The following is a 21,864-nucleotide window of genomic DNA, read 5'->3' as shown; positions in this document are numbered from 1 at the left end:
CCCGCTGCGTATCCGGACCCCGCCCCGTCGGGTCCACCAGGCAGCACGGACCTGATCGATGAGCAAACGCGATTATTACGAAGTCCTCGGCGTCGGCCGCAACGCCACCGAGGAGGAGTTGAAAAAGGCCTATCGCCGCAGCGCGATGAAGCACCACCCTGACCGCAACCCAGGCGACCACGCCGCCGAGGCTGCGTTCAAGGAGTGCAAGGAGGCCTACGAGGTGTTGTCCGACGGCGGCAAGCGCCGGATGTACGACCAGCATGGCCACGCCGCGTTCGAGCACGGCATGGGCGGCGGCAACGCCGGCCCCGGCTTCGGTGGCGGTCCGGACGTGGGCGACATCTTCGGCGACATCTTCGGAAATATCTTCGGTGGTGGTGGCGCCCGCGGTCCACGCCGCGGCGCCGACATCGGCTATGTGATGGAGCTCGACCTGGAGGACGCCGTCGCCGGCGTCGAGCGCCGCATCGACCTGCCTACCCTCGTCGAATGCGAGCCCTGCAAGGGCAGCGGTTCCGAGGATGGCAAGCTCGAGACCTGCGACACCTGCCACGGCAACGGCCAGGTGCGCTTCCAGCGCGGAATCTTCTCGATGCAGCAGCCGTGCCCGTCCTGCCATGGCCGTGGCAAGACCTTCAAGAGCCCGTGTCCGTCCTGCCGCGGCAACGGCCGCGTCGAAGAGGAAAAGGTGCTGTCGGTCAAGGTGCCGGCCGGCGTCGACAGTGGTGACCGCATCCGCCTTTCCGGCGAGGGCGAGGCCGGGCCCGCAGGCACCCAGCCCGGCGATCTGTATGTCGAAGTGCGCGTGCGTCCGCACGACATCTTCGAGCGCGACGGCGACGACCTGCACTGCGAAGTGCCGATCCGCCTGTCGCAGGCGGCGCTTGGCGACACCGTGCGCGTGCCGACCCTCGGCGGCGAAGCCGAGATCCGCATCCCCGCCGAAACCCAGACCGGCAAGGTCTTCCGCCTGCGCGACAAGGGCGTCAAGTCGGTGCGCAGCCGCGCGCCGGGCGACCTGTACTGCAAGGTGGTGGTGGAAACCCCGGTCAACCTGACCCCCGAACAGCGCACGCTGCTGGACCAGTTCGAGGCCACGTTCTCCGGCGAAGGCGCACGTCGCCATTCGCCACGGTCGAGCACCTTCGTCGACGGGGTCAAGGGCTTCTGGGAACGGATGACGTCCTGACACGGTGGCGACGGGGTGGCGGAGGCCGCTGCGCTGCTTGTCGGGGCCCCCGGGCGTCGCTAGCCTAGCGGCATGGGCGATCCAGTCAGGTTTCTGATCCACGGCGGCAGTGGCCGCATGGGGCGCGCGCTGCTGCGCCTTTGCGCCCAGGGCGTGCCGGAAGATTGCAGCGTCGTCGCGGCGGTGTCGCGACGCCCGCCGCAGCGCGTGGTGGATGGCGTGCCGCAGTTCGCCACCAGTGAGCTCCCCGGCGTTCCCGCCTTCGACGTCGCGATCGATTTCAGCCTGCCCGAGGGCTTCGATCCGCTGCTGGCCTTGTGCCGGCAGCGCGGCGCGGCCCTTGTGTCGGGCACCACCGGGCTCTCGGATGCGCAGCGGCAGGCGATGGCCGCGGCCGCGGCGGACATTCCACTGCTGTGGGCGGCCAACTTCAGCCTCGGCGTCGCCGTGCTGGAAGAACTGGTGGAACGCGCCGCCGGGACCCTGGCCGGCTGGGATTGCGACATCGTCGAGACCCACCACGTGCACAAGAAGGACGCGCCCTCGGGCACCGCGCTGGCCCTCGGGGCCGTGGCGGAGCGGGGTGGGGCGGAGCCGCGCTACGCCAGCCTCCGCGCCGGCGACGTGGTCGGCGAGCACCTGGTCCAGTTCACGGGCATGGGCGAGCGCATCGAGCTGGTGCACCGGGCCACCAGCCGCGACGTGTTCGCGCGCGGCGCGCTGCTGGCCGCGAGCCGCCTGCACGGCCGCGAAGCCGGGGCCTGGCGCCTGCGCGACCTGCTCTAGACGCCCGGGTTCATCTTCCGCGCTGGCGCGGCAGGCCGCGCGCCGGTAACATTCCCGCTCGCCTGAACCACTTGCCTCCGGGCCGGCCAATGCCGGGCCGGTGGCGTCCTGCAACCCCACGTAGGCGACCGCCAGTGACCCCACCCGCAATCCTCGCGCTCGAAGACGGCACGGTCTTCGAAGGCGTATCCGTCGGCGCGCCCGGCCTTTCCGTCGGCGAAGTCGTGTTCAACACGGCGATGACCGGCTACCAGGAAGTCCTGACCGACCCCTCGTACGCGCGCCAGATCGTCACCCTGACCTATCCGCACATCGGTAACACCGGCTGCACCTCCCAGGACGACGAGTCCGGGCAGGTCTGGTCGGCGGGCCTGGTGGTGCGCGACGTCCCGCGCCGGCCGAGCAGCTGGCGCAGCCGCGCGGCGCTGCCGGAATGGCTGGCCGACCGCGGCGTGGTCGCGATCGCCGGGATCGACACCCGCCGCCTGACCCGCCTGCTGCGCGCGCGCGGTTCGCAGAACGGCGCGGTGATGGCCGGCGAGATCGATATCGACCGTGCCGTCGAAGCCGCGCGCAAGTTTCCCGGCCTCAAGGGCATGGACCTGGCCAGCGTGGTCAGCACCGACAGCCGCTATGACTGGAACGAGGGCGACCTCGACCTCGATGCTGGGACCTTCCGCAAGGTGGCGCCGCGCTTCCGCGTCGTGGCCTGGGACTACGGCGTGAAGCGCAACATCCTGCGCATGCTCGCCGACCGCGGCTGCGACGTGACCGTGGTGCCGGCGCGCACCACCGCCGCCGAGGCGCTGGCGCTGAAGCCCGACGGCGTGTTCCTGTCGAACGGCCCCGGCGATCCCGAGCCCTGCGACTACGCGGTCGCGGCCATCCGCGAGGTGCTGGCCGCGGGCGTGCCCACCTTCGGCATCTGCCTGGGCCACCAGCTGCTGGCGCTGGCGGTCGGCGCCAAGACGCTGAAGATGGCCAACGGCCACCACGGCGCCAACCACCCGGTGCAGGACCTCGAGTCGGGCAGGGTGATGATCACTTCGCAGAACCACGGCTTCGCGGTCGACGAAGCCACGCTGCCCGGCAACGTCCGCGTCACCCACCGCTCGCTCTTCGACGGCAGCAACCAGGGCATCGCGCTCACCGACGCGCCGGCCTTCAGCTTCCAGGGACATCCCGAAGCCGCCCCCGGCCCGCAGGACGTGACCCCGCTCTTCGACCGTTTCATCGCGCTGATGGAGGCGCACTGATGCCCAGGCGCACCGACCTCAAGACCATCCTCATCATCGGCGCCGGCCCGATCGTCATCGGCCAGGCCTGCGAGTTCGACTACTCCGGCGCCCAGGCCTGCAAGGCCCTGCGCGAAGAGGGCTACCGCGTGGTGCTGGTGAACTCCAACCCGGCCACGATCATGACCGACCCGGAGATGGCCGATGCGGTCTACATTGAACCGATCACCTGGCAGATGGTCGAGAAGATCATCGCCAAGGAGCGCCCGGACGCGCTGCTGCCGACCATGGGCGGCCAGACCGCGCTCAACTGCGCGCTGGACCTCGCCGACAACGGCGTGCTCGAGAAGTACGGCGTCGAGCTGATCGGCGCCAGGCGCGAGGCCATCATGATGGCCGAGGACCGCGAGCTGTTCCGCGTGGCCATGGGCGAGATCGGCCTGGAGTGCCCGAAGGCGGCGGTCGCGAAGACCTTCGAGCAGGCGGTCGAGATCCAGGCGACCGTCGGCTATCCGACCATCATCCGGCCCAGCTTCACCCTCGGCGGCAGCGGCGGCGGCATCGCCTACAACCGCGAGGAGTTCGAGGACATCGTCAAGCGCGGCCTCGAGCTGTCGCCGACCAACGAGGTGCTGGTCGAGGAGTCAGTGCTCGGCTGGAAGGAGTTCGAGATGGAAGTGGTCCGCGACACCGCGGACAACTGCATCATCGTCTGCTCGATCGAGAACCTTGATGCGATGGGCGTGCACACGGGTGACTCGATCACCGTGGCGCCCGCGCAGACCCTCACCGACCGCGAGTACCAGCGCCTGCGCCAGGCGTCCATCGACGTGCTGCGCAAGATCGGCGTCGACACCGGTGGCTCGAACGTGCAGTTCGGCATCAACGCCGAGACCGGGCGCGTGGTGGTGATCGAGATGAACCCGCGCGTGTCGCGCTCGTCCGCGCTGGCGTCGAAGGCCACCGGCTTCCCGATCGCCAAGGTCGCGGCCAAGCTGGCCGTGGGCTACACGCTCGACGAGCTGAAGAACGAAATCACCGGCGGCAAGACCCCGGCCTCGTTCGAACCGACGATCGACTACGTGGTCACCAAGATCCCGCGCTTCGCGTTCGAGAAGTTCCCGCAGGCCGATTCGCGCCTGACCACGCAGATGAAGTCGGTGGGCGAGGTGATGGCCATGGGCCGCACCTTCCAGGAATCATTGCAGAAGGCGCTGCGCGGGCTCGAGACCGGCAAGGTCGGCCTGGATCCCACCGGCCTTGACCTGGAGAGCGGGGAAGGCCAGGCCGCGCTGCGCCGCGAACTGCGCGAGCCCGGTCCGGAGCGCCTGTTCCACGTCGCCGACGCCTTCCGTGCCGGCATGACGGTGGACGAAGTGTTCGGCCTGTCCTGGATCGACCCCTGGTTCCTGGACCAGATCGAAGACATCGTGGTCGCCGAACGCGAGGTCGAGTCCGGTGGCGTCGAGGCGCTGGACGCGTTGCGCCTGCGCGCGATGAAGCGCATGGGCTTTTCGGACGCCCGCCTGGCGCAACTGGTCGGCGTCGAGGAAAAGGCCGTGCGCGCCCTGCGCCGCGCCTTCGGCATCAAGCCGGTCTACAAGCGTGTGGACTCCTGCGCCGCGGAGTTCGCGACCACCACCGCCTACCTGTACTCCACCTACGAGGAAGAGTGCGAGGCGGAGCCCACCGGCCGCGACAAGATCATGGTGCTCGGTGGCGGTCCCAACCGCATCGGCCAGGGCATCGAGTTCGACTATTGCTGCGTGCACGCCGCGCTTGCCCTGCGCGAGGACGGGTACGAGACCATCATGGTCAACTGCAACCCGGAGACGGTCTCGACCGACTTCGACACCTCCGACCGCCTGTACTTCGAGCCGGTGACGCTCGAGGACGTGCTCGAGATCGTCGAACTGGAGAAGCCCAAGGGCGTGATCGTGCAGTACGGCGGGCAGACGCCGCTGAAGCTTGCGCGCGCGCTGGAGGCCAATGGCGTGCCGATCATCGGCACCTCGCCGGATTCCATCGACCTGGCCGAGGACCGCGAGCGCTTCCAGCACCTGGTCGACGAACTCGGCCTGAAGCAACCGCCCAACCGCACAGCGCGCAGCGCCGAGCAGGCCCTGGTGCTGGCACGCGAGATCGGCTACCCGCTGGTCGTGCGCCCGAGCTACGTGCTCGGCGGCCGCGCGATGGAAGTGGTGCACGCCGAAGCCGACCTCGAGCGCTACATGCGCGAGGCGGTGAAGGTGTCCAACGACTCGCCGGTGCTGCTCGACCGCTTCCTCGACAACGCGGTGGAAGTCGACATCGACGTGATCGCCGATGCCGACGGCCAGGTGCTGATCGGCGGGGTGATGGAACACATCGAAGAGGCGGGCGTGCACTCGGGTGACTCGTCCTGCTCGCTGCCGCCGTATTCGCTGTCGGCCGACACCAAGGCCCGCCTGCGCGAGCAGGTCACGGCGATGGCGCGCGCGCTCAACGTGGTCGGTCTGATGAACACCCAGTTCGCCGTGCAGACCGACGACGAAGGCGAGGACACGATCTTCCTGCTCGAGGTCAATCCGCGCGCCTCGCGCACGGTGCCCTTCGTGTCCAAGGCCACCGGCGTGCCGCTGGCCAAGATCGCCGCGCGCTGCATGGCGGGTCGAACGCTGGCCGACCAGGGCGTGACCGAGGAAGTCGTGCCCGGCTACTACTCGGTCAAGGAGGCGATCTTCCCCTTCGCCAAGTTCCAGGGCGTGGATCCGATCCTCGGCCCGGAGATGCGCTCGACCGGCGAGGTGATGGGCGTAGGCCAGAGTTTCGGCGCCGCGTTCGCGCGCGCGCAGGAAGCGGCCGGCATCAGGGCGCCCGAGCCGGGCAAGGCCTTTGTCTCGGTGCGCGACCCGGACAAGCGGCGGCTGCTGCCCGTGGCCCACGCACTCGTGGAACGCGGCTTCAGCCTGGTCGCGACCGCGGGCACGGCCGCCTGGCTGAGCGAGCACGGCGTCGACTGCGAGCAGGTGAACAAGGTCGCCGAGGGTCGCCCGCACATCGTCGACCTGATCAAGAATGGCGATATCGCCTACATCGTCAACACCACCGAAGGGCGCCAGGCGATCGCGGACTCGTTCTCGATCCGCCGCGAGGCGCTGCAGCAGCGGGTGACCTATTCGACCACCATTGCCGGTGCGAAGGCCTTGCTGCATTCTCTGGAATATCGCGGCAGCGGCCCGGTGTGGGCCCTGCACGAACTGCATGAGGAGTTGAAGAAGACATGAGACCACCGATCACGGCACAGGGTGCGCAGCGTCTGCGCGCGGAGCTGGAAGAGCTGAAGAGCGTCCAGCGGCCTGCCGTCATCAATTCGATCGCCGAGGCACGCGCCCACGGCGACCTGAAGGAAAACGCCGAATACCACGCCGCGCGCGAGCAGCAGGGCTTCATCGAAGGCCGCATCAAGCAGCTCGAGGGCGAGCTTTCGCACGCGCAGGTGATCGACGTGTCGACGCTCAAGGTCGGCGACAAGGTCGTGTTCGGCGCCAACGTGCTGCTGGCCGACGAAGAGACCGGTGCGGAAAAGCGCTACCAGATCGTTGGCGACCTCGAAGCCGACATCAAGCGGGGCCTGATCGCCATCTCGTCACCGGTGGCGCGCGCGTTGATCGGCAAGCACGCCGGCGAGGTGGTGACCATCGAGGCGCCCGGCGGCATCAGCGAGTATGAGATCGTCGAGGTCAGCTACGGCTGATCCGGCGATGCCGGCCCCCAGCACCATCACCCTGCTGCTCCCGGCTGCCACGCGGCTCGGGCGGCAGCGCCTGTCCGTCGCGGACGCGACAGCGCTGGGGCGCGGCACGCGGCAGCCCGACGGCAAGCCCGGGCGACGCGCGCAGCTGCTCCGGCACTTCCCGCTGCGCGGCGAAGGCTGGCCGATCGCGGCGCTGTCGCGACAGGCCGAGGTCGGTGATGCCGAAGGCGCGGCCTGGCTGCGCGCCGATCCAGTGTGGCTGCGTCCGGACATCAACGGCGTGCGGCTGCTCGCGCATGGCGAGGCGCTCGCGCTGACGCGCGAGGAATGCGACGAACTGCTGCCCGCGCTGCGGCCGCTGTTTGGCGATGCCGGCTTCGCGCTCGACGCGCCGCACCCGGCGCGCTGGTACCTGCGCCTGCCCGGCGGCACGACGGTGCCAGCGTTCTCCGATCCGGGCGATGCGCTGGGCGAGGACCTCTTCGACCATCTCGACACCAGTCCCGAGGGCCGGCGCTGGCGCAGCCTCGCCAGCGAGGCCCAGGTGACCCTGCACAACCATCCGCTCAACGCGCGTCGCGCCGCGCGCGGGCAGGCGCCCGTGAACGCGCTGTGGTTCTGGGGTGGCGGTCGCCTCCCGGCGGTGGCCGGCGGCGGCGGCGAGACCGGCTACAGCGACGACGACACTGCGCGCGCACTGGCAGCGATCGGCGGCCTGGGCGAAGCGCTGCCGGACCGGTTCACCGGCGCGCCCGGCGTGTACGACATCGAGGGCACGCGCGATCTCGAGTGGATCGAGCGCGAGTGGCTGCTCCCGGCGCTCGAGGCGCTGCGTGGGGGGCATATCGCTGAGCTGCGGCTCGACGACGGCGACGGCTGGCGGCTTTCGCTCCGTCGCAGGCACCTGCTGCGGTTCTGGCGTCGCGCCACGCCCTGGCCGGCGCAGTGACGCCACCGCGCACCATCCGCCGCCGGCAGGTCCCCGGCGTGCAGCCTGGCGCCGATTGGCCGGCGGACGTGCCGCCACTGCTGCGCCGGATCTACGCCGCGCGCGGCGCCGCGGACATCGATGCCGCGCGCCCGCGCCTGGCCGGCCTGCTGCCGCCCGACGGCTTGCTCGACCTCGACCGCGCCACGAAGCTGCTGGCCACGGCCATCGCCGAGGGCCAGCGCATCCTCGTGGTCGGCGACTTCGACTGCGATGGGGCCACCGCCTGCGCCGTCGCGGTGCGGGGCCTGCGCATGCTCGGCGCGCGCGAGGTCCTGCACGCGGTACCCAACCGCATGATCCATGGCTACGGGCTGTCCCCGGCGCTGGTCGGCGAACTGGCGCCGACGCGCCCCGACCTGCTGGTCACGGTCGACCACGGCATCGCCTGCCACGCCGGCATCGACGCGGCCAAGGCGCTGGGATGGCGGGTCCTGGTCACCGACCACCACCTGCCCGGCGAACGCCTGCCGGCGGCGGATGCGATCGTGAACCCGAACCGGCACGGCGATGGCTTTCCCAGCAAGGTCCTCGCTGGCGTGGGCGTGATGTTCTACGTGCTGCTCGCGCTGCGGGCGCGGCTGCGCGCCGATGGACGGCTGGAAGGCAAGGGTCCGGACCTCGGGCAGCTGCTGGACCTCGTCGCGGTCGGGACGGTGGCCGACCTGGTGCCGCTGGACGCGAACAACCGTGCGCTGGTCGCCGCCGGCCTGCGCCGGCTGCGGGCGGGGCAGGGCTGCCCCGGGCTCAAGGCACTGATCGAGGTGGCCGGGCGCCGTGCGGAGTCGCTGGTGGCCGCGGATATCGGCTTCGCCGTGGGGCCGCGGTTGAACGCCGCCGGGCGCCTGGAAGACATGGCGCTGGGCATCGAGTGCCTGCTTTGCGACGAACCCGCGCGCGCCTACGAGCTGGCCCGCCAGCTCGACGCCATCAATCGCGAACGCCGCAACGTGCAGCAATCAATGCTCGACGAAGCAGAACGTGCGCTGTCGACGCAGGCCCTGGACGCGCTGGGGCGGACCGGAGCACTGCCTGCCGCGGTCTGCACCTTCGACCCGGGCTGGCACCCGGGCGTGGTGGGCCTGGTGGCCTCCAAACTGAAGGAACGCCTGCATCGGCCAGTGGTGGCCTTCGCGCCCTCCGAGCCGGGCAGCACCAGCCTGCGGGGCTCGGCGCGCTCGATCCCGGGCTTCCACATCCGTGATGCGCTCGCTGCTGTCGACGCCCGCCACCCCGGCCTGATCGAGCGCTTCGGTGGCCATGCGATGGCGGCCGGCCTGAGCCTCGACGCCGAGCGGCTGCAGGCGTTCGAAGCCGCCTTCCACGCCCATGCGGAGGCCACGCTCGATCCCGCTGCCTTGCAGGCCACCGTCGAAAGCGATGGCGCCCTGGCACCGTCCGAGTTCGATCGTGCCCACGCCCAGGCGCTGCGCGATGGTGGTCCCTGGGGGCAGGGGTTTCCAGAGCCCCTGTTCGATGGCGAGTTCGAGGTGCGCGACTGGCGCGTGGTCGCCGAGCGACATCTGCGGCTGACGCTGGGCGTGGATGGACTGCGTGCAACGCTGGCCGGCATCCACTTCGGCGCCTGGAAGGGGGAGCCGCCTCCGTCCCGCGCCCGACTCGCCTATCGGCTCACGCCCGACGATTACCGCGGCGGCGATGCCATCCAGCTGGTGGTGGAACACCTCGAAGCCTGCTGACGCCGGTCCAGGGCTATCGCTGAATACGTTAGCCCCGGATAATCCCGCGGCTTGGTCGGGCAATCAGGCCCTGCCGCATTTCTGGACCTCTTCAGCATGGAACACAAGCGACTGGCGGCACTGGCCGTTTCCCTCGGCCTTCTGGGCGGAGCGCATACGGCACTGGCCACCGAGCCCGCGGCAACGCGCATCACCCCGGGACAGCAGGTCCGCGGGGAGATCACCAGCGCGGACGTGATCAACTGGCGTGACGGTTCCCGCAGCGAACTCTTCTCCTTCGCGCTCGACGCCGGACAGGCCGTCCAGTTCGCAGTCGAAGGCCCGCTGCGCGCGCAGCTCTCGGTGTTCCTCGATGGCCAGCTGGTGCGCGCCTCGTCCGGTGACGGGGAGGCCACTAACCTTTCGATCCGCGCCCCGCGTGCGGGCCGCTACGTGCTGGCGGTCAGCGGGCATGACGGCTCCGCGTACGGACCTTTCATCCTCGGCGCGACCGAACTGCAGGTGTACGCAGGAGGCGAACTGGCGGCCGGCGCGTCGATCAGCGACTGGCTGGACGGCAGCAAGCGCATCCCGCTGCGCATCGAACGCGAAGGCGTGTACGCGCTACGCATGGCCGCCGACGGCTTCGACACGGTGTTGGGCCTGGAAGGCAACGGTGTCTCGCTCAGCAACGACGATGCCGAAGGCAGCAATTCGCAGCTGACCGCGTGGCTGGCGCCGGGCGCGTACACGCTGGTCGCCTCCGGCTTCGGCGGCAGGGCGGAAGGGCAGTACGAGCTTTCCGTGGCCGAACGCGAACTGCCGCCCGGCGTCGAGATTGCCGCCGGCGGCGAACTGGAGCCGGGCAGCGACATCACCGCGCTCTACCAGGGTCGGCCGGTGTCCTATCGTCTGAGCGTGAACGAGCGGCAACTGCTCGAGCTCGACATGCGCAGCCCCGAGCTTGATTCGCGCCTGCGGCTCGCTGGCGCGGGCGTGGTGCTTGAAAACGACGACTCCGGCGGGCGCCTGGACGCCCGCATCGCCTCGGTGATCGAACCCGGCGAATACACCGTGCAGGCGTCGGCATTCGATGCCGAAGGTGGCGCAGGCGTGTTCACGCTGGCGGCGCGCCTGTCCCCGGTGCCTCACGATGCCGGCGGCGGCGTCCTCCAGGTGGGCCAGCAGCGCGAGGCCAGGCTGCTCCCGGGCGTGACCGACCGCTACACCTTCCGCATCGCGCGCGCAGGCAGCTACGCGATCACGATGGGGGCGAACGACGGCGTGGATGCCCACCTCAGGCTGTACCGCGACAACGAACTGCTTGCCGAGGACGACGATAGCGGTGGTGGTTTGGACGCCCGCATCGAGGACACCCTGCAGCCGGGTGACTACGTGCTCGAGGCGTCATCTGCGGTGGGCGGCGAGCGTGGCCGCTACCAGGTGCAGGTGCGGCGCCGCTGAGTGCTGCATGGCCGCCAGCAGCATGCTGTAGACCCACAGATAAGCCAGGTCGTGGAGCACGCCGTGGCGGCCATGGATCAGCGGGCCGACGGACCTGTCGCCGCGATGGCCGCCGGCGCGGGACGGTAAAGCCGCAGCGCGCGCAGCATCGGTGCGGGCCCGGTCAAGAAGACGGTCTCGACGGCAGGTACAGGCCCAGCCAGCGGGCGAGCAACACAGTGCCCAGCAGGATGGCCACGAAGCCTGCCGCTGCGAAGAAGAAGGCTGCGGCGTGCCGCTCCGGCCAGCCGCCCGCCTCATAGGCGGCTTCAAACAGCCAGATCACGCCATAGCCAACCACCAGCGCGCAGGCCACGCGGCCTGCGCGTTTAACCAGCCCGGTGGCGTCATCGGGCCAGCCGAACCGCATCAGCGCGCCGATGCACAGCAGGGTGCCGACAATCTCGCCGGCCATGCCCGGATCGATCCAGGGCACCGCCCACGCGGCCGCCGCCAGCGCGCACATCGCGGCCAATGCGATCGCCCAGCTGCGCCAGGCCCGCGCGCCGGGTGTTTGCAGCCTGCCCATCAACGCCCATGCCAACGCTGCTCCGAGCATGCCCACCGCCAAGCCGCCCAGGACGTCGGCGAGGAAGTGCCGCCCGAGGTACATCCGCGACAGCCCCATCAGCAGCGGCCAAGCCACCACCAGCCCCCAGATCCACGCCGCGCGTGCGCGGAAGAACAGAGCCAGCGCGAGCGCGAACACCAACGCCGAGCTGGTGTGGCCGCTGACGAATCCGAAGCCTGGATCATGGGTGGCGCGCTTGGCAGAGATCGCCTCATCCGAAGGCAGGCCCCAGAAGCCCTCCGCTGCGCCGTCCGCCACCAGGTGTCGGCCGCCTTCGCCCTCGTACAGCACTCTTGCATCGACCTCGCTCGGCCGTGGCAGCCCGAAACCCTGCTTGAACCCTTCGGTCGCGAAAGCCACCAACAGCAGTGCCAGCAGCACGCCCATGCCCGGACGCAGGCGGATGCCGAACAGCAGCACCAGGATCGCGGGCACGTAGAACCAGGCTTCGCCAACCCAGCTCATGAAGCGCATGATTGCGTCGAACCAGGGAGCGGAGAATTGCTGCAACCAGAGGATGGGTTCGGCTTCGAACATACGGACGATCCTCGATGGTTATTGGCGTGCTGCAGCGGAAGTGGCTTCGGGGGGCCGCGGCCGTGTCCTGGCCGGCAGCCCGAACAGTGGTCGCAGCGGCCCGCCCCTGCGGATGATGCCCTCGTGCAGCAGCAGGCAGCCCGCGATCGTACCCGCGACCACCAGCAGCGGCTCCAGCCAAGGTCCCAGCGACAGCGAGCCGAGCGCGAACGCGAGTGGCACGATCAGGCTCTGGTGCAGGATGTACCAGGGATACACCGCCTCGCGGGCCCGTGGCAGCCAGCGGAAAGGACGGTCGAGCAGGGTACGCGCCCAGCCGAAGATTGCCAGCAGCGCGGTCCACGAGTACACGGCGCGGGCGATGCGTTCGATCATTGCCCAGTCCACGTGGAGCGCCCAGGCGGGAATATCCCCCGGAGGCAGATGGCGACCGGCCGCGCGCAGCGACAGCTCGATCGTGATCGCCAACAGCGCCAGCGCCAGCATCCGCCCGCGCATCGCCTGCACGCCGTCCCAGAACCTCGCCTCGTGTGCCACCAGCCAGCCGGCAAGGAAGAAGAACAGGTACTTCGCGTGCGCGTACCAGTCGCCGGCCAAAGCGTGGGTTTCCGGAAAGCGCGGCATCAGCCACCACAGGCAGGCGAACAGCCACGCTGCTGGCGCCAGCACCCACCACGCCCGGTCGCATCGGAACAACAGCCCCCGCAGCCGCCGGCTCCGGGCGGACTCCAGCACCGGGGCCAGCAGCAGCGCCAGCATGCTGTAGCTCCAGACATAGGCCAGGTACCACAGGTGGTTCCAGGTCACGCCGTACTCCGCACCACTCCAGCCGCCTTCGGGCCAGGGGCGCAGCTGCAGGTAACGCTGCATGAAGGCGCCGAATCCGGGCGTGATCGCGCCATTGGCCAGCGCTTCGCAGTAGGCCTGTACCGGCACGATCACCAGCATCCCGAACCCCAGCGGCAGCAGCAGCCGCCAGTTGCGTGACAGTCCGAGCCGCCAGCCCGGACGCGAGGCCATGGCCAGGCCCAGGGCGATGCCGGAGATCATGAACAGCAACGGCATCCGCCAGCGATTGACCGCGATCATCGGCCACTGCAGCCATTCGGTCTGGTGGACGCTCTTGACGTGGTAGCCCCACTGGGCGACGTAGACCATGCCCACGTGATAGGCGATCAGCAGGCCGAACGCGAACACCCGCAGGGCGTCGATATCGTGGCGTCGTGGGATGAGGGTCGAGGTTGTCATGGCGTGATTCCAGCGCCTCTCGAACCTCTGCGCCAGCTGGAAGTGCCGGAGTGACGTCGCTGGGGGACGAACCGCGGAATGGCGTGATGAGCCGCGGCGTGGCCGCGGGCCGAATCGCTACAATCGGTCCATGCAAGATCCCGTCGGGAATGCCGCCACACGCGAAAAGGACTTCTGGAGCCGGCACCTGTCCTGGCGGCGTCCGTTCGAGCTGGTGATCTGGACGCTGATCTTCGGCATCAGCGCCGCCGCAAACACCGTCGTGACCCTGATCGACGCCGAGCGCTACGGCCGGGTGATGGAAGCCTGGCAACCGGTGACCTGGGAGGGCAGCAGCGCACTGGTGTCGCTGCTTCTGCTGCCGCCGCTGTTGTGGCTGTGCGAGCGCTGGCCGCTGCACGCCGACACCTGGGCCAGGCGCCTGCCGGCTTACCTCATTGCCAGTCTGGCCTGGTCGCTGCTGCACGTGGCCGGCATGGTGCTGCTGCGCATTGTCATGTATGCGCTGATGGGGGACCAGTACAGCTTCGACTGGCACGTCGAGCTGCCCTACGAGTACCTGAAGGACGGACGCACCTTCGCCATGATCGTGTTTGTCGCCCACGGCTACAGCTGGTTGTGGCGGCGGCTGCAGGGAGAGGTGCGGCTGCTCGATCCGCCGGACCCGGGCATCCCGGCCCCGCGTGACGAGCGCCCTGGGCGGCCAGAACGCTTCCTGGTGCGCAAGCTGGGGCGTGAGTTCCTGGTCGCCGCCGACGACATCGAGTGGCTGCAGGCTTCGGGCAACTACGTCAACCTCCAAGTGGCCGGCCGCGCCTATCCGCTGCGCAGCACACTGGCCGGTATCGAGGCGCGGCTGGACCCTGCGCGCTTCGTGCGCATCCACCGCAGCTATCTCGTCAACCTCGACCAGGTCGGGTCAATCGAGCCCTTGGACACCGGCGACGCCCGCGTCCACCTTGTCGACGGTAGCCATCTGCCCTGCAGTCGCCGTTACCGCGACGCACTGCGCGCACGAAGCATGGCCGAGCAGCCCGCGTAGCCGCTGGCCGACGCGGGCAGACCCGGCGGAGCGCCGGAATTGCTAGAATCCGCCTCTTTCCACGCGGATCCACAGCACATGATGGAGCTCAATCCCGTCCGCCAGCGCATCGCCGACCTGAAGGGTCGGCTGGATGCGCTGAGGGGGTTTCTTTGACTACGACACCAAGCGCGAACGCCTCGAGGAAGTAGAGCGCGAACTCGAGAACCCGGATATCTGGAACGATCCCGAGCGCGCACAGGCGCTGGGGCGCGAGCGCTCGCTGCTCGACAAGACCGTCAACGGCATCCGCGACCTGACCGAGGGCCTGGTGGGCGCCGCCGAGCTGCTTGACCTGGCCGATGCCGAGGACGACGCGGACACCGCGCAGGCCGTCGAGGACGACGTGGAAAGCCTCAGCACCCAGGTCGAGAAGCTCGAGTTCCAGCGCATGTTCTCCGGCCAGATGGACACGGCCAACGCATTCCTCGACATCCAGGCCGGCGCCGGCGGCACCGAGGCCCAGGACTGGGCCGAGATCCTGCTGCGCATGTACCTGCGCTGGGCGGAAGACCGCGGCTGGAAGACCGAGATCATGGAGGCCAGCGGCGGCGACGTCGCCGGCATCAAGTCGGCCACGGTGCGCATCGAGGGCGAGTACGCCTATGGCTGGCTGAAGACAGAAATCGGCGTCCATCGACTGGTGCGGAAGTCGCCGTTCGACTCCGACAACCGCCGCCATACCAGCTTCACATCGGTGTTCGTATCGCCCGAAGTCGACGACGACATCGACATCCAGATCAACCCGGCCGACCTGCGTACCGACGTGTACCGGTCTTCGGGTGCCGGCGGCCAGCACGTCAACAAGACCGAGTCGGCGGTGCGCATCACCCACATTCCGACCAATACCGTCGTCGCCTGCCAGAATGGGCGCAGCCAGCACCAGAACCGCGACACTGCGATGAAGATGCTGGCCGCCAAGCTGTACGAACTCGAAGTGCAGAAGCGCAACGTCGAGAAGGACGCGCTGGAAGCCACCAAGTCCGACATCGGCTGGGGCAGCCAGATCCGCAACTACGTGCTCGACCAGAGCCGCATCAAGGACCTGCGTACCGGCATCGAGCGTTCGGATACCCAGAACGTGCTGGATGGCGACCTTGACGAGTTCATCGAGGCCAGCCTGAAGTCCGGGCTGGAAGCCGGGTCGAAACGCACCGACGCAGTTTGATTGCCCATTCGATCGCAGCTATAGCTGCTCCTACGGATGTTCCTCCGGCGCCACCAACGCCTGCGCGAGCGGCTACAGCCGCGATCAGGACCTGGCAGGCATCGCGGGCCGCCTGCAGCCACACCCGCCATACCGCTTCCCGAGACCAGCCATGACCACCCCCGTACAGCCCCAGACCGCCGCCGACGAAAACAGCCTCATCGCCGAGCGTCGCGGCAAACTGGCCACGCTGCGCGGGCAGGGCATCGCGTTCCCGAACGACTTCCGGCGCACCGACCACGCCGGCGACCTGCAGGACGAGTACGCCGACGCCGAGGCATGGAGCGCCGAGGCGCTGCAGGAAACCGGGCGGCGCGTGGCCGTGGCCGGGCGCATGCTCGCCAAGCGGGTGATGGGCAAGGCCGCGTTCGTGCAGCTGCAGGACGTCAGCGGTGGCGTCCAGCTGTTCCTGCAGGCGAACGCGCTGGGCGCCGCCTATGACGCGTTCAAGGCCTGGGACGTCGGCGACATCATCGCCGCCGAGGGCGGGCTGACCCGCACCCGCACCGGCGAGCTTTCGGTCAAGGTCGACTCGCTGCGCCTCTTGACCAAGTCGCTGCGCCCGCTGCCGGACAAGTGGCATGGCCTGGCCGACGTCGAGCAGCGCTACCGCCAGCGCTACGTCGACCTGATCGTGAACCCCGACGCGCGCGAGGTGTTCGTGGTGCGCTCGAAGGTGATCGCGGCCATGCGCCGCTGGCTCGATGCGCGCCGTTTCCTCGAAGTGGAGACGCCGATGATGCATTACATCGCCGGCGGTGCCACCGCGCGCCCGTTCACCACCCACCACAACGCCCTCGACCTTGAGCTCTACCTGCGCGTGGCGCCGGAGCTCTACCTCAAGCGGCTGGTGGTGGGCGGCTTCGAGCGCGTGTACGAGATCAACCGCAACTTCCGCAACGAGGGCGTCAGCACCCGGCACAACCCGGAATTCACGATGCTCGAGCTGTACGAGGCCTATGCCAGCTATATCGAGGTCATGGACCTGACCGAAGGCATGATCCGCGACGTGGCGCAGGAGTCGACCGGCACCACGCGCTTCGATTGGGACGGCCACGACATCGACCTGGCGCCAGCGTTCCGCCGCTGGAAGATGGAAGACGCGGTGCGCGAGCTCAATCCGGACATCAGCGCCGCCGACTGCCGCGACCGCGATGCGCTCGCCGCCCATTGCCAACGCCTGAAGGTGTCGATCAAGCCGTCCTGGGGCTGGGGCAAGCTGCTGCTGGAAATTTTCGAGGCGACGGTCGAAGACGGGCTGGTGCAGCCGACCTTCATCACCCACTACCCGGTGGAGGTCTCGCCGCTGGCGCGCGAGTCCGACTCGGATCCCGGCATCACCGACCGCTTCGAGTTGTTCATCGGCGGCAAGGAGTTGGCCAATGGCTTCTCCGAGCTCAACGATCCCGAGGACCAGGCCGCGCGCTTCCGCGCCCAGGTCGAAGCCAAGGCCGGCGGAGATGACGAGGCCATGCACTATGACGCCGACTACATCCGCGCGCTCGAAGTGGGCATGCCGCCCACCGGCGGGCTGGGCGTCGGCATCGACCGCCTGGTGATGCTGCTGACCGGTTCGTCGTCGATCCGCGACGTGCTGCTTTTCCCGTATATGCGCCCCAGCGGCACGGCGCAGGGGTGACCAGAACGGGCAGCAAGTGCCCGGTCCGTGCCGGATCTGTCGTATTCTCGGGCGTTGGCCCTCCAGAACGGGGGGCCGGGGCGGGCACGGACCATGCGTGCCCCGACTACCGGCGGCATCCGTGTGCCATGCCGGGACCGACCGCGCTGGGGGCAGGAATCACGTGAACATCGTCATCGTCGACGACCAGACTTCGGCACGCACGATGCTGCGGCACATCCTCGAGGACATCAGTCCCGAGCTGGAGGTGCTGGACTTCAGCGACCCGCAGGAAGCCCTGCGCTGGTGCGAGGACAACCGCCCCGACCTGCTGCTGCTCGACTACCGCATGCCGGTGATGGACGGCCTGGAGTTCGCACGGCGCTTCCGCCGCCCGCTGCTGCACCGCGACGTGCCGATCGTGCTGGTGACCGTGGTCGGCGATGAGCCGATCCGGCAGGCGGCACTCGATGCCGGCGTGATCGATTTCCTGGTCAAGCCGGTGCGCCCGCGCGAGCTGCGGGCGCGCTGCCGCAACCTGCTGCAGCTCCGCCAGCAGGCGGAGTCGGTCAAGCAGCGCGCGCTTTCGCTCGAGCAGCGGCTGCTTTCGAGCATGCACGAGGTCGAGGAACGCGAGCGCGAGACCCTGACCCGCCTGGCACGTGCGATCGCCTACCGCGACTCGGGCACCAGCGCCAACCTCGCGCGCCTGGCCGCAGTGGCGGGCATCGTCGCCGAAGGCCTGGGCCTGGGCGAAGACGAGGTCCGGACCATCGAGCTGGCCGCGCCCCTGCACGACATCGGCAAGATCGCGATCCCCGACGCCGTACTGCTCAAGCCCGGCCCGCTCACCGAGGACGAACTGGTGGTGATGCGCCGGCACCCGGAGATCGGCCACGAGCTGCTGCAGGGCAGCCAGAACCGTTTCGTGCAGATGGGGGCCAGCATCGCGCTGCGCCACCAGGAGCGCTATGACGGCAGCGGCTATCCCGACGCGCTGGTCGGTGAAGCCATCCCGCTGGAGGCGCGCGTGGTCGCGGTGGCCGACGTCTTCGACGCCCTGCTGTCCGAACGCCCCTACAAGCGCGCCTGGAGCATGGACGAGACCTTCGACTACATCACGTCCGAAAGCGGGCGACTGTTCGACCCGCGCTGCGTCGATGCGCTGGTGGCCAACCGCGGGCGCGTGGAAGAAACCTGCGCCCGCTACGCCGCCGAGGCTGCAGCAGCCGAGGCCGGGGAGGCCTGAGCGCGATGGTCGCCGCCCTGCACTGGGCTAGGCAGCGCCTGTCCGGCCGTGCCGATACCGAACACGGCCAGGCGCTGGTGCGCATGGCGATGCTGGTGCTGGTGGCGGCCTACCTGCAGGTGGTGGTCAGTGATCAGCCCGGGGTGGCGCAAGCGCTGAGCCTGTCGCGGCAACTCCTGGCAGTGGAGTTCGGGATCGGCTTCGTGATCCTCGGATGGCTGCTGGCGCGCCCGGGGGTGTCGTATCCGCGCCGGGTGCTGGGCATGATCGCCGACTACAGCCTGATGGGCGTCGGGCTGTACCTGCTGGGCGACCTGCTGGCCTGGATGTACGTGGTGATCATGTGGGTCACGGTCGGCAACGGCCTGCGCTATGGTCCGCGCTGGCTGTACCTGGCGATCGGTTTCGCGACGGTGTCCTTTGGCGCGGCCCTCCTGACCACGCCCTACTGGCAGCAGAACCTGTTGCTGGGCAGCGGGCTGCTGGTGGGGCTGGCCGCGGTACCGCTGTATCTCAGCTCGCTGCTGCGCAAGCTGGTGCAGGCCACCGAAGCCGCGGAAGCGGCCAACCGCGCCAAGAGCCGCTTCCTGGCCAATATCAGCCACGAGCTGCGTACGCCGCTCAACGGCATCCTGGGCATGTCGGAGCTGCTTTCTTCCACGCCCCTGAGCGCCGAACAGCGTGACAGCGCGGAGGTCATCCGCACCTCGGCGCGCTCGCTGCAGATGCTGGTGGACGAGGTGCTCGACCTGTCCAGCATGGAGGCGGGCAAGTTCAGGCGCACCGATGCCGACTTCTCGCTGACCGAGCTGATCCGCGGCATCCAGCTGATGCTCGAGCCCGGAGCCCAGGCCAAGGGGCTGCTGTTCGCGACCCGGGTGGCCGCGGGCGTTCCGGCGCAGATGCATGGCGACAGCAACCATTTGCGCCATGTGCTGGTGAACCTGGTGTCCAACGCGATCAAGTTCACCGACCACGGGCGGGTGTCACTCGAGGTCGAGCGGCTGCCACGCGATGACAGCGCGACCTGGCTGCGCTTTTCGGTCCGGGACACCGGTATCGGCATCGCGGAAGACGCGCACGGGCGTATCTTCGAAGCCTTCGAACAGATCGACAGCGGCCTGGGTCGCCGTTTCGGAGGCTCCGGCCTGGGCACGACCATCGCCAAGGCACTGGTCGAGCAGTTGGGCGGCAGCATCGGCGTGGAAAGCACGCCCGGCGGGGGGTCGCACTTCTGGGTGGAACTGCCGTTTGCGGCGGCGACGCAGTCGTCCGTCGGCGACGGCAGCAACATCATCGCCTTCGGCGACCCCTTCGTGCGCCACCGCGCCCGGGTGCGTCCGCTGCGCGTGCTGGTGGCCGACGACCAGGGTGCCAACCTCATGGTGATGCGTCGCCTGCTGGAAAAGGCCGGGCATCGCGCCCAGGTGGTCGACGATGGCGACGACGTGTTGTCCGCGCTCGAAGCGCAGGCCTTCGACGCCGTGATCATCGACCTGCACATGCCCGGCCAGAGCGGCGTGGAAGTGCTCAAGCAGGTGCGCTTCATGGAAGCCGGCCGCAAGCGCACGCCGTTCATCGTGCTCACCGCCGATGCCACGCCGGAGGCGCGGGCTGAATGTGAACGCGCCGGGGCCTACGCCTTCATGACCAAGCCGGTGGTGGTCGACCGCCTGCTCGAGCGCCTGGCCGCGATCGCCGAGGGCGCCGCGCCGTCGATCGCGGCCCAGGACGCCCAGCCAGCGGCCGCGGGGCAGGACGATGGCAGCGTGATCTCCCAGCACATCCTCGACGAACTGCGCGAGATGGGCCTGGGCGAGGAATTCGTGCACCGCTTCCTGGGCGAGTGCGCCAGGGACGCGCGCAAGTGCGTAGCCGAGCTCGAGGTCGCCGGCGCCGACGCGCAATGGGAGGCGTTCCGCGACGCCTGCCACGCGCTGAAGGGCGCGGCGGGCAACATGGGCGCGGTCCGCCTGTCCGACAGTGCCACGCAGGGCATGGGCATGCACAGCGACGAGCTCGCGCGCGAGTGGCCGGGCATGGTGCGCCTGCTCCGGCAACAGCTGGAACAGGCGCTGGCCGCGCTGCGTGCGCGCGGCGACCTGGTGCGCGGCGACGCCGCGACGGGTCCGGACAGCGCCTGAGGCGCCGCAGGCCCGGTCAGTGGCCGTGGGCGCGTGCCGCGGCGCCGTGCGATTCGGGCCGCTGCAGCTGGGCGCGCACCAGGCGCTCCATCATCCGCAGTTGGCGGTCGCCGAGCTGCAGCGCGGTGTCCACCCAGATGCGGGTGACTTCCATCAGGTCTTCGTGGGAAACGGGATCGATGGCATCGCGCACGCGGTGCAGGGCCAGCCTGGCAGCGGCGATGCGGCGGTTCTGGCGGATGACCTCGTTGACGCCGCGCACGCCCTCGCCGGGCTCGACCAGCACGTCGACGATGCCCATTTCATGGAGCCGCTCGCTGCTGTACATCACGCCGTCCAGCATCATCGCCTCGGCGCGCCTTGGACCGATGCGTTGCGAGAGCAGCGAGTAGGCGCCCATGCCGGGGAACAGGCCGAAGAGCACTTCGGGGAAGCCCATCTGCACGCCGCGTTCGGCAACGATGGTCTGGCAGGCGAGGGCGAGTTCGAAACCGCCGCCCAGCGCATCGCCTTCGACCAGCGCGATGGTGTGCGCGTTGGGGTGCAGGCGGGTGTGCAGCAGGTGGATGCTGTCGACGCATTCGGTGGCATAGCGCAACAGGCCGTCGCGGTCACGCTCGCGGATCAGCCGCGCGAACAGGTCAAGGTCGCCGCCAAGGTTGAATACGTGCGCATCGGAACCGATGACGATATGCGACAGCGACGGGGTGGACCCGGTTGCGGCCTCGGCCTCGGCCTGGCAGCCCTCGATGGCCTCGCGCGCGAACAGGCGCAGTTCGCGCAACAGCCGGGGCGAGAAACAGGGGCGGTATGACGCGTCGCGGAAGGCCCCGGTGGCGTGCATATGGCACCAATGCGAGGCGTTGGACGGGTCGTGTGAGATGCGGATCGTGGCCAGGTCCGTGGCGGTATTGCCGTGCAGCATTTCGACGTTCATGTGGAGGTCCCCTGACGTGCAGGACGCCTCCGGCCGGGCCCGCCGGCGGAGTCCAGGAAAGATGATGAATGCCCGTTAGCAGGCATCTATGCGCTGTTTCCCCCGCTTGGGCAAGCGGGGAGGGGGCAGCAGGGTCCAGGGCGAACGGTGTTC

General features: G+C 69.3%; 16 protein-coding genes. 13 read left to right on the top strand and 3 right to left on the bottom strand.

The genetic code is table 11. The features are described 5' to 3' along the window. Positions 1–58 precede the first annotated feature (58 nt). The 8 genes from dnaJ to ACW7GZ_RS04190 all read left to right on the top strand — a co-directional run bounded on the left by dnaJ (position 59) and on the right by ACW7GZ_RS04190 (position 11,080). Entirely contained in the window at positions 59–1,192 is a 1,134-nt protein-coding gene (gene dnaJ / locus ACW7GZ_RS04225; RefSeq protein WP_457008032.1) for a molecular chaperone DnaJ, read from the top strand. Positions 1,193–1,264: 72 nt separating this feature from the next. Beyond that, positions 1,265–1,978 carry a 4-hydroxy-tetrahydrodipicolinate reductase gene (gene dapB, locus ACW7GZ_RS04220; protein WP_457008030.1) on the top strand — a complete coding sequence of 238 codons (714 nt, stop codon included), beginning with the start codon at positions 1,265–1,267 and terminating at the stop codon, positions 1,976–1,978. A gap of 134 nt (positions 1,979–2,112) precedes the next feature. Further along, complete coding sequence (carA, locus tag ACW7GZ_RS04215) at positions 2,113–3,234, top strand: glutamine-hydrolyzing carbamoyl-phosphate synthase small subunit (protein ID WP_457003838.1); 1,122 nt, start codon at positions 2,113–2,115, stop codon at positions 3,232–3,234. Continuing rightward, the gene (gene carB, locus ACW7GZ_RS04210; RefSeq protein WP_457008028.1) at positions 3,234–6,479 is read left to right on the top strand and encodes a carbamoyl-phosphate synthase large subunit; all 3,246 of its coding nucleotides are present in this window, start codon (positions 3,234–3,236) and stop codon (positions 6,477–6,479) included. Before carA ends, carB begins: the two co-directional genes overlap by 1 nt. Continuing rightward, entirely contained in the window at positions 6,476–6,949 is a 474-nt protein-coding gene (greA, locus tag ACW7GZ_RS04205; RefSeq protein ID WP_457008026.1) for a transcription elongation factor GreA, read from the top strand. Before carB ends, greA begins: the two co-directional genes overlap by 4 nt. Before the next feature lie 7 nt (positions 6,950–6,956). Next, on the top strand, positions 6,957–7,898 hold the full coding sequence (locus ACW7GZ_RS04200) for a phosphoglycerate mutase (protein ID WP_457003842.1): 942 nt from the start codon (positions 6,957–6,959) through the stop codon (positions 7,896–7,898). Beyond that, positions 7,895–9,637 (top strand): single-stranded-DNA-specific exonuclease RecJ, encoded by a 1,743-nt coding sequence (recJ, locus tag ACW7GZ_RS04195; protein WP_457008024.1) that lies wholly within the window; start codon positions 7,895–7,897, stop codon positions 9,635–9,637. The genes ACW7GZ_RS04200 and recJ overlap by 4 nt, the downstream gene beginning before the upstream one ends. Before the next feature lie 96 nt (positions 9,638–9,733). Beyond that, complete coding sequence (locus ACW7GZ_RS04190; RefSeq protein ID WP_457003845.1) at positions 9,734–11,080, top strand: hypothetical protein; 1,347 nt, start codon at positions 9,734–9,736, stop codon at positions 11,078–11,080. 163 nt (positions 11,081–11,243) lie between these two features. Here ACW7GZ_RS04190 and ACW7GZ_RS04185 read toward each other — a convergent pair whose 3' ends face one another. Both ACW7GZ_RS04185 and ACW7GZ_RS04180 read right to left on the bottom strand, forming a co-directional pair. Next, positions 11,244–12,227: a phosphatase PAP2 family protein gene (locus ACW7GZ_RS04185; RefSeq protein ID WP_457008022.1), complete on the bottom strand. Its 984-nt coding sequence runs from the start codon at positions 12,225–12,227 to the stop codon at positions 11,244–11,246. A gap of 18 nt (positions 12,228–12,245) precedes the next feature. Beyond that, the gene (locus tag ACW7GZ_RS04180) at positions 12,246–13,475 is read right to left on the bottom strand and encodes an acyltransferase family protein (RefSeq protein WP_457008020.1); all 1,230 of its coding nucleotides are present in this window, start codon (positions 13,473–13,475) and stop codon (positions 12,246–12,248) included. 130 nt (positions 13,476–13,605) lie between these two features. On the opposite strand from ACW7GZ_RS04180, the gene ACW7GZ_RS04175 reads away from it, so the two are divergent. The 5 genes from ACW7GZ_RS04175 (at position 13,606) to ACW7GZ_RS04155 (ending at position 20,774) form a co-directional block, all read left to right on the top strand. Further along, entirely contained in the window at positions 13,606–14,517 is a 912-nt protein-coding gene (locus ACW7GZ_RS04175) for a LytTR family DNA-binding domain-containing protein (RefSeq protein WP_457008018.1), read from the top strand. 78 nt (positions 14,518–14,595) lie between these two features. Next, positions 14,596–15,724 (top strand): peptide chain release factor 2 gene (prfB, locus tag ACW7GZ_RS04170; protein WP_457003853.1). Its coding sequence is split into 2 segments (ribosomal slippage): positions 14,596–14,670 and positions 14,672–15,724, totalling 1,128 coding nucleotides; the frame shifts between segments, so codons are not numbered across the junction. A 151-nt stretch (positions 15,725–15,875) separates the two neighbouring features. Continuing rightward, the gene (gene lysS, locus ACW7GZ_RS04165; protein ID WP_457003855.1) at positions 15,876–17,402 is read left to right on the top strand and encodes a lysine--tRNA ligase; all 1,527 of its coding nucleotides are present in this window, start codon (positions 15,876–15,878) and stop codon (positions 17,400–17,402) included. Between the two features lie 205 nt (positions 17,403–17,607). Then, the gene (locus tag ACW7GZ_RS04160; RefSeq protein ID WP_457003995.1) at positions 17,608–18,630 is read left to right on the top strand and encodes an HD domain-containing phosphohydrolase; all 1,023 of its coding nucleotides are present in this window, start codon (positions 17,608–17,610) and stop codon (positions 18,628–18,630) included. A gap of 5 nt (positions 18,631–18,635) precedes the next feature. After that, positions 18,636–20,774, top strand: a complete 2,139-nt coding sequence (locus tag ACW7GZ_RS04155; protein WP_457003857.1) for an ATP-binding protein — start codon at positions 18,636–18,638, stop codon at positions 20,772–20,774. A 16-nt stretch (positions 20,775–20,790) separates the two neighbouring features. Here the strand turns inward: ACW7GZ_RS04155 and ACW7GZ_RS04150 are convergent, their stop codons facing one another. Beyond that, positions 20,791–21,711, bottom strand: a complete 921-nt coding sequence (locus ACW7GZ_RS04150; RefSeq protein WP_457003858.1) for a crotonase/enoyl-CoA hydratase family protein — start codon at positions 21,709–21,711, stop codon at positions 20,791–20,793. Positions 21,712–21,864: the final 153 nt, after the last annotated feature.

This window comes from Luteimonas sp. A537 (assembly GCF_054052065.1).
This window is presented reverse-complemented; position numbering and strand designations above follow the sequence as displayed.

Bases quoted from the DNA above. Each gene is read 5' to 3' on its own strand.
- dnaJ (WP_457008032.1), top strand. From the start codon at position 59: ATGAGCAAACGCGATTATTACGAAGTCCTCGGCGTCGGCCGCAACGCC.
- dapB (WP_457008030.1), top strand. From the start codon at position 1,265: ATGGGCGATCCAGTCAGGTTTCTGATCCACGGCGGCAGTGGCCGCATG.
- carB (WP_457008028.1), top strand. From the start codon at position 3,234: ATGCCCAGGCGCACCGACCTCAAGACCATCCTCATCATCGGCGCCGGC.
- greA (WP_457008026.1), top strand. From the start codon at position 6,476: ATGAGACCACCGATCACGGCACAGGGTGCGCAGCGTCTGCGCGCGGAG.
- ACW7GZ_RS04200 (WP_457003842.1), top strand. From the start codon at position 6,957: ATGCCGGCCCCCAGCACCATCACCCTGCTGCTCCCGGCTGCCACGCGG.
- ACW7GZ_RS04190 (WP_457003845.1), top strand. From the start codon at position 9,734: ATGGAACACAAGCGACTGGCGGCACTGGCCGTTTCCCTCGGCCTTCTG.
- ACW7GZ_RS04185 (WP_457008022.1), bottom strand. From the start codon at position 12,227: ATGTTCGAAGCCGAACCCATCCTCTGGTTGCAGCAATTCTCCGCTCCC.
- ACW7GZ_RS04180 (WP_457008020.1), bottom strand. From the start codon at position 13,475: ATGACAACCTCGACCCTCATCCCACGACGCCACGATATCGACGCCCTG.
- ACW7GZ_RS04175 (WP_457008018.1), top strand. From the start codon at position 13,606: ATGCAAGATCCCGTCGGGAATGCCGCCACACGCGAAAAGGACTTCTGG.
- lysS (WP_457003855.1), top strand. From the start codon at position 15,876: ATGACCACCCCCGTACAGCCCCAGACCGCCGCCGACGAAAACAGCCTC.
- ACW7GZ_RS04160 (WP_457003995.1), top strand. From the start codon at position 17,608: ATGCTGCGGCACATCCTCGAGGACATCAGTCCCGAGCTGGAGGTGCTG.
- ACW7GZ_RS04155 (WP_457003857.1), top strand. From the start codon at position 18,636: ATGGTCGCCGCCCTGCACTGGGCTAGGCAGCGCCTGTCCGGCCGTGCC.
- ACW7GZ_RS04150 (WP_457003858.1), bottom strand. From the start codon at position 21,711: ATGAACGTCGAAATGCTGCACGGCAATACCGCCACGGACCTGGCCACG.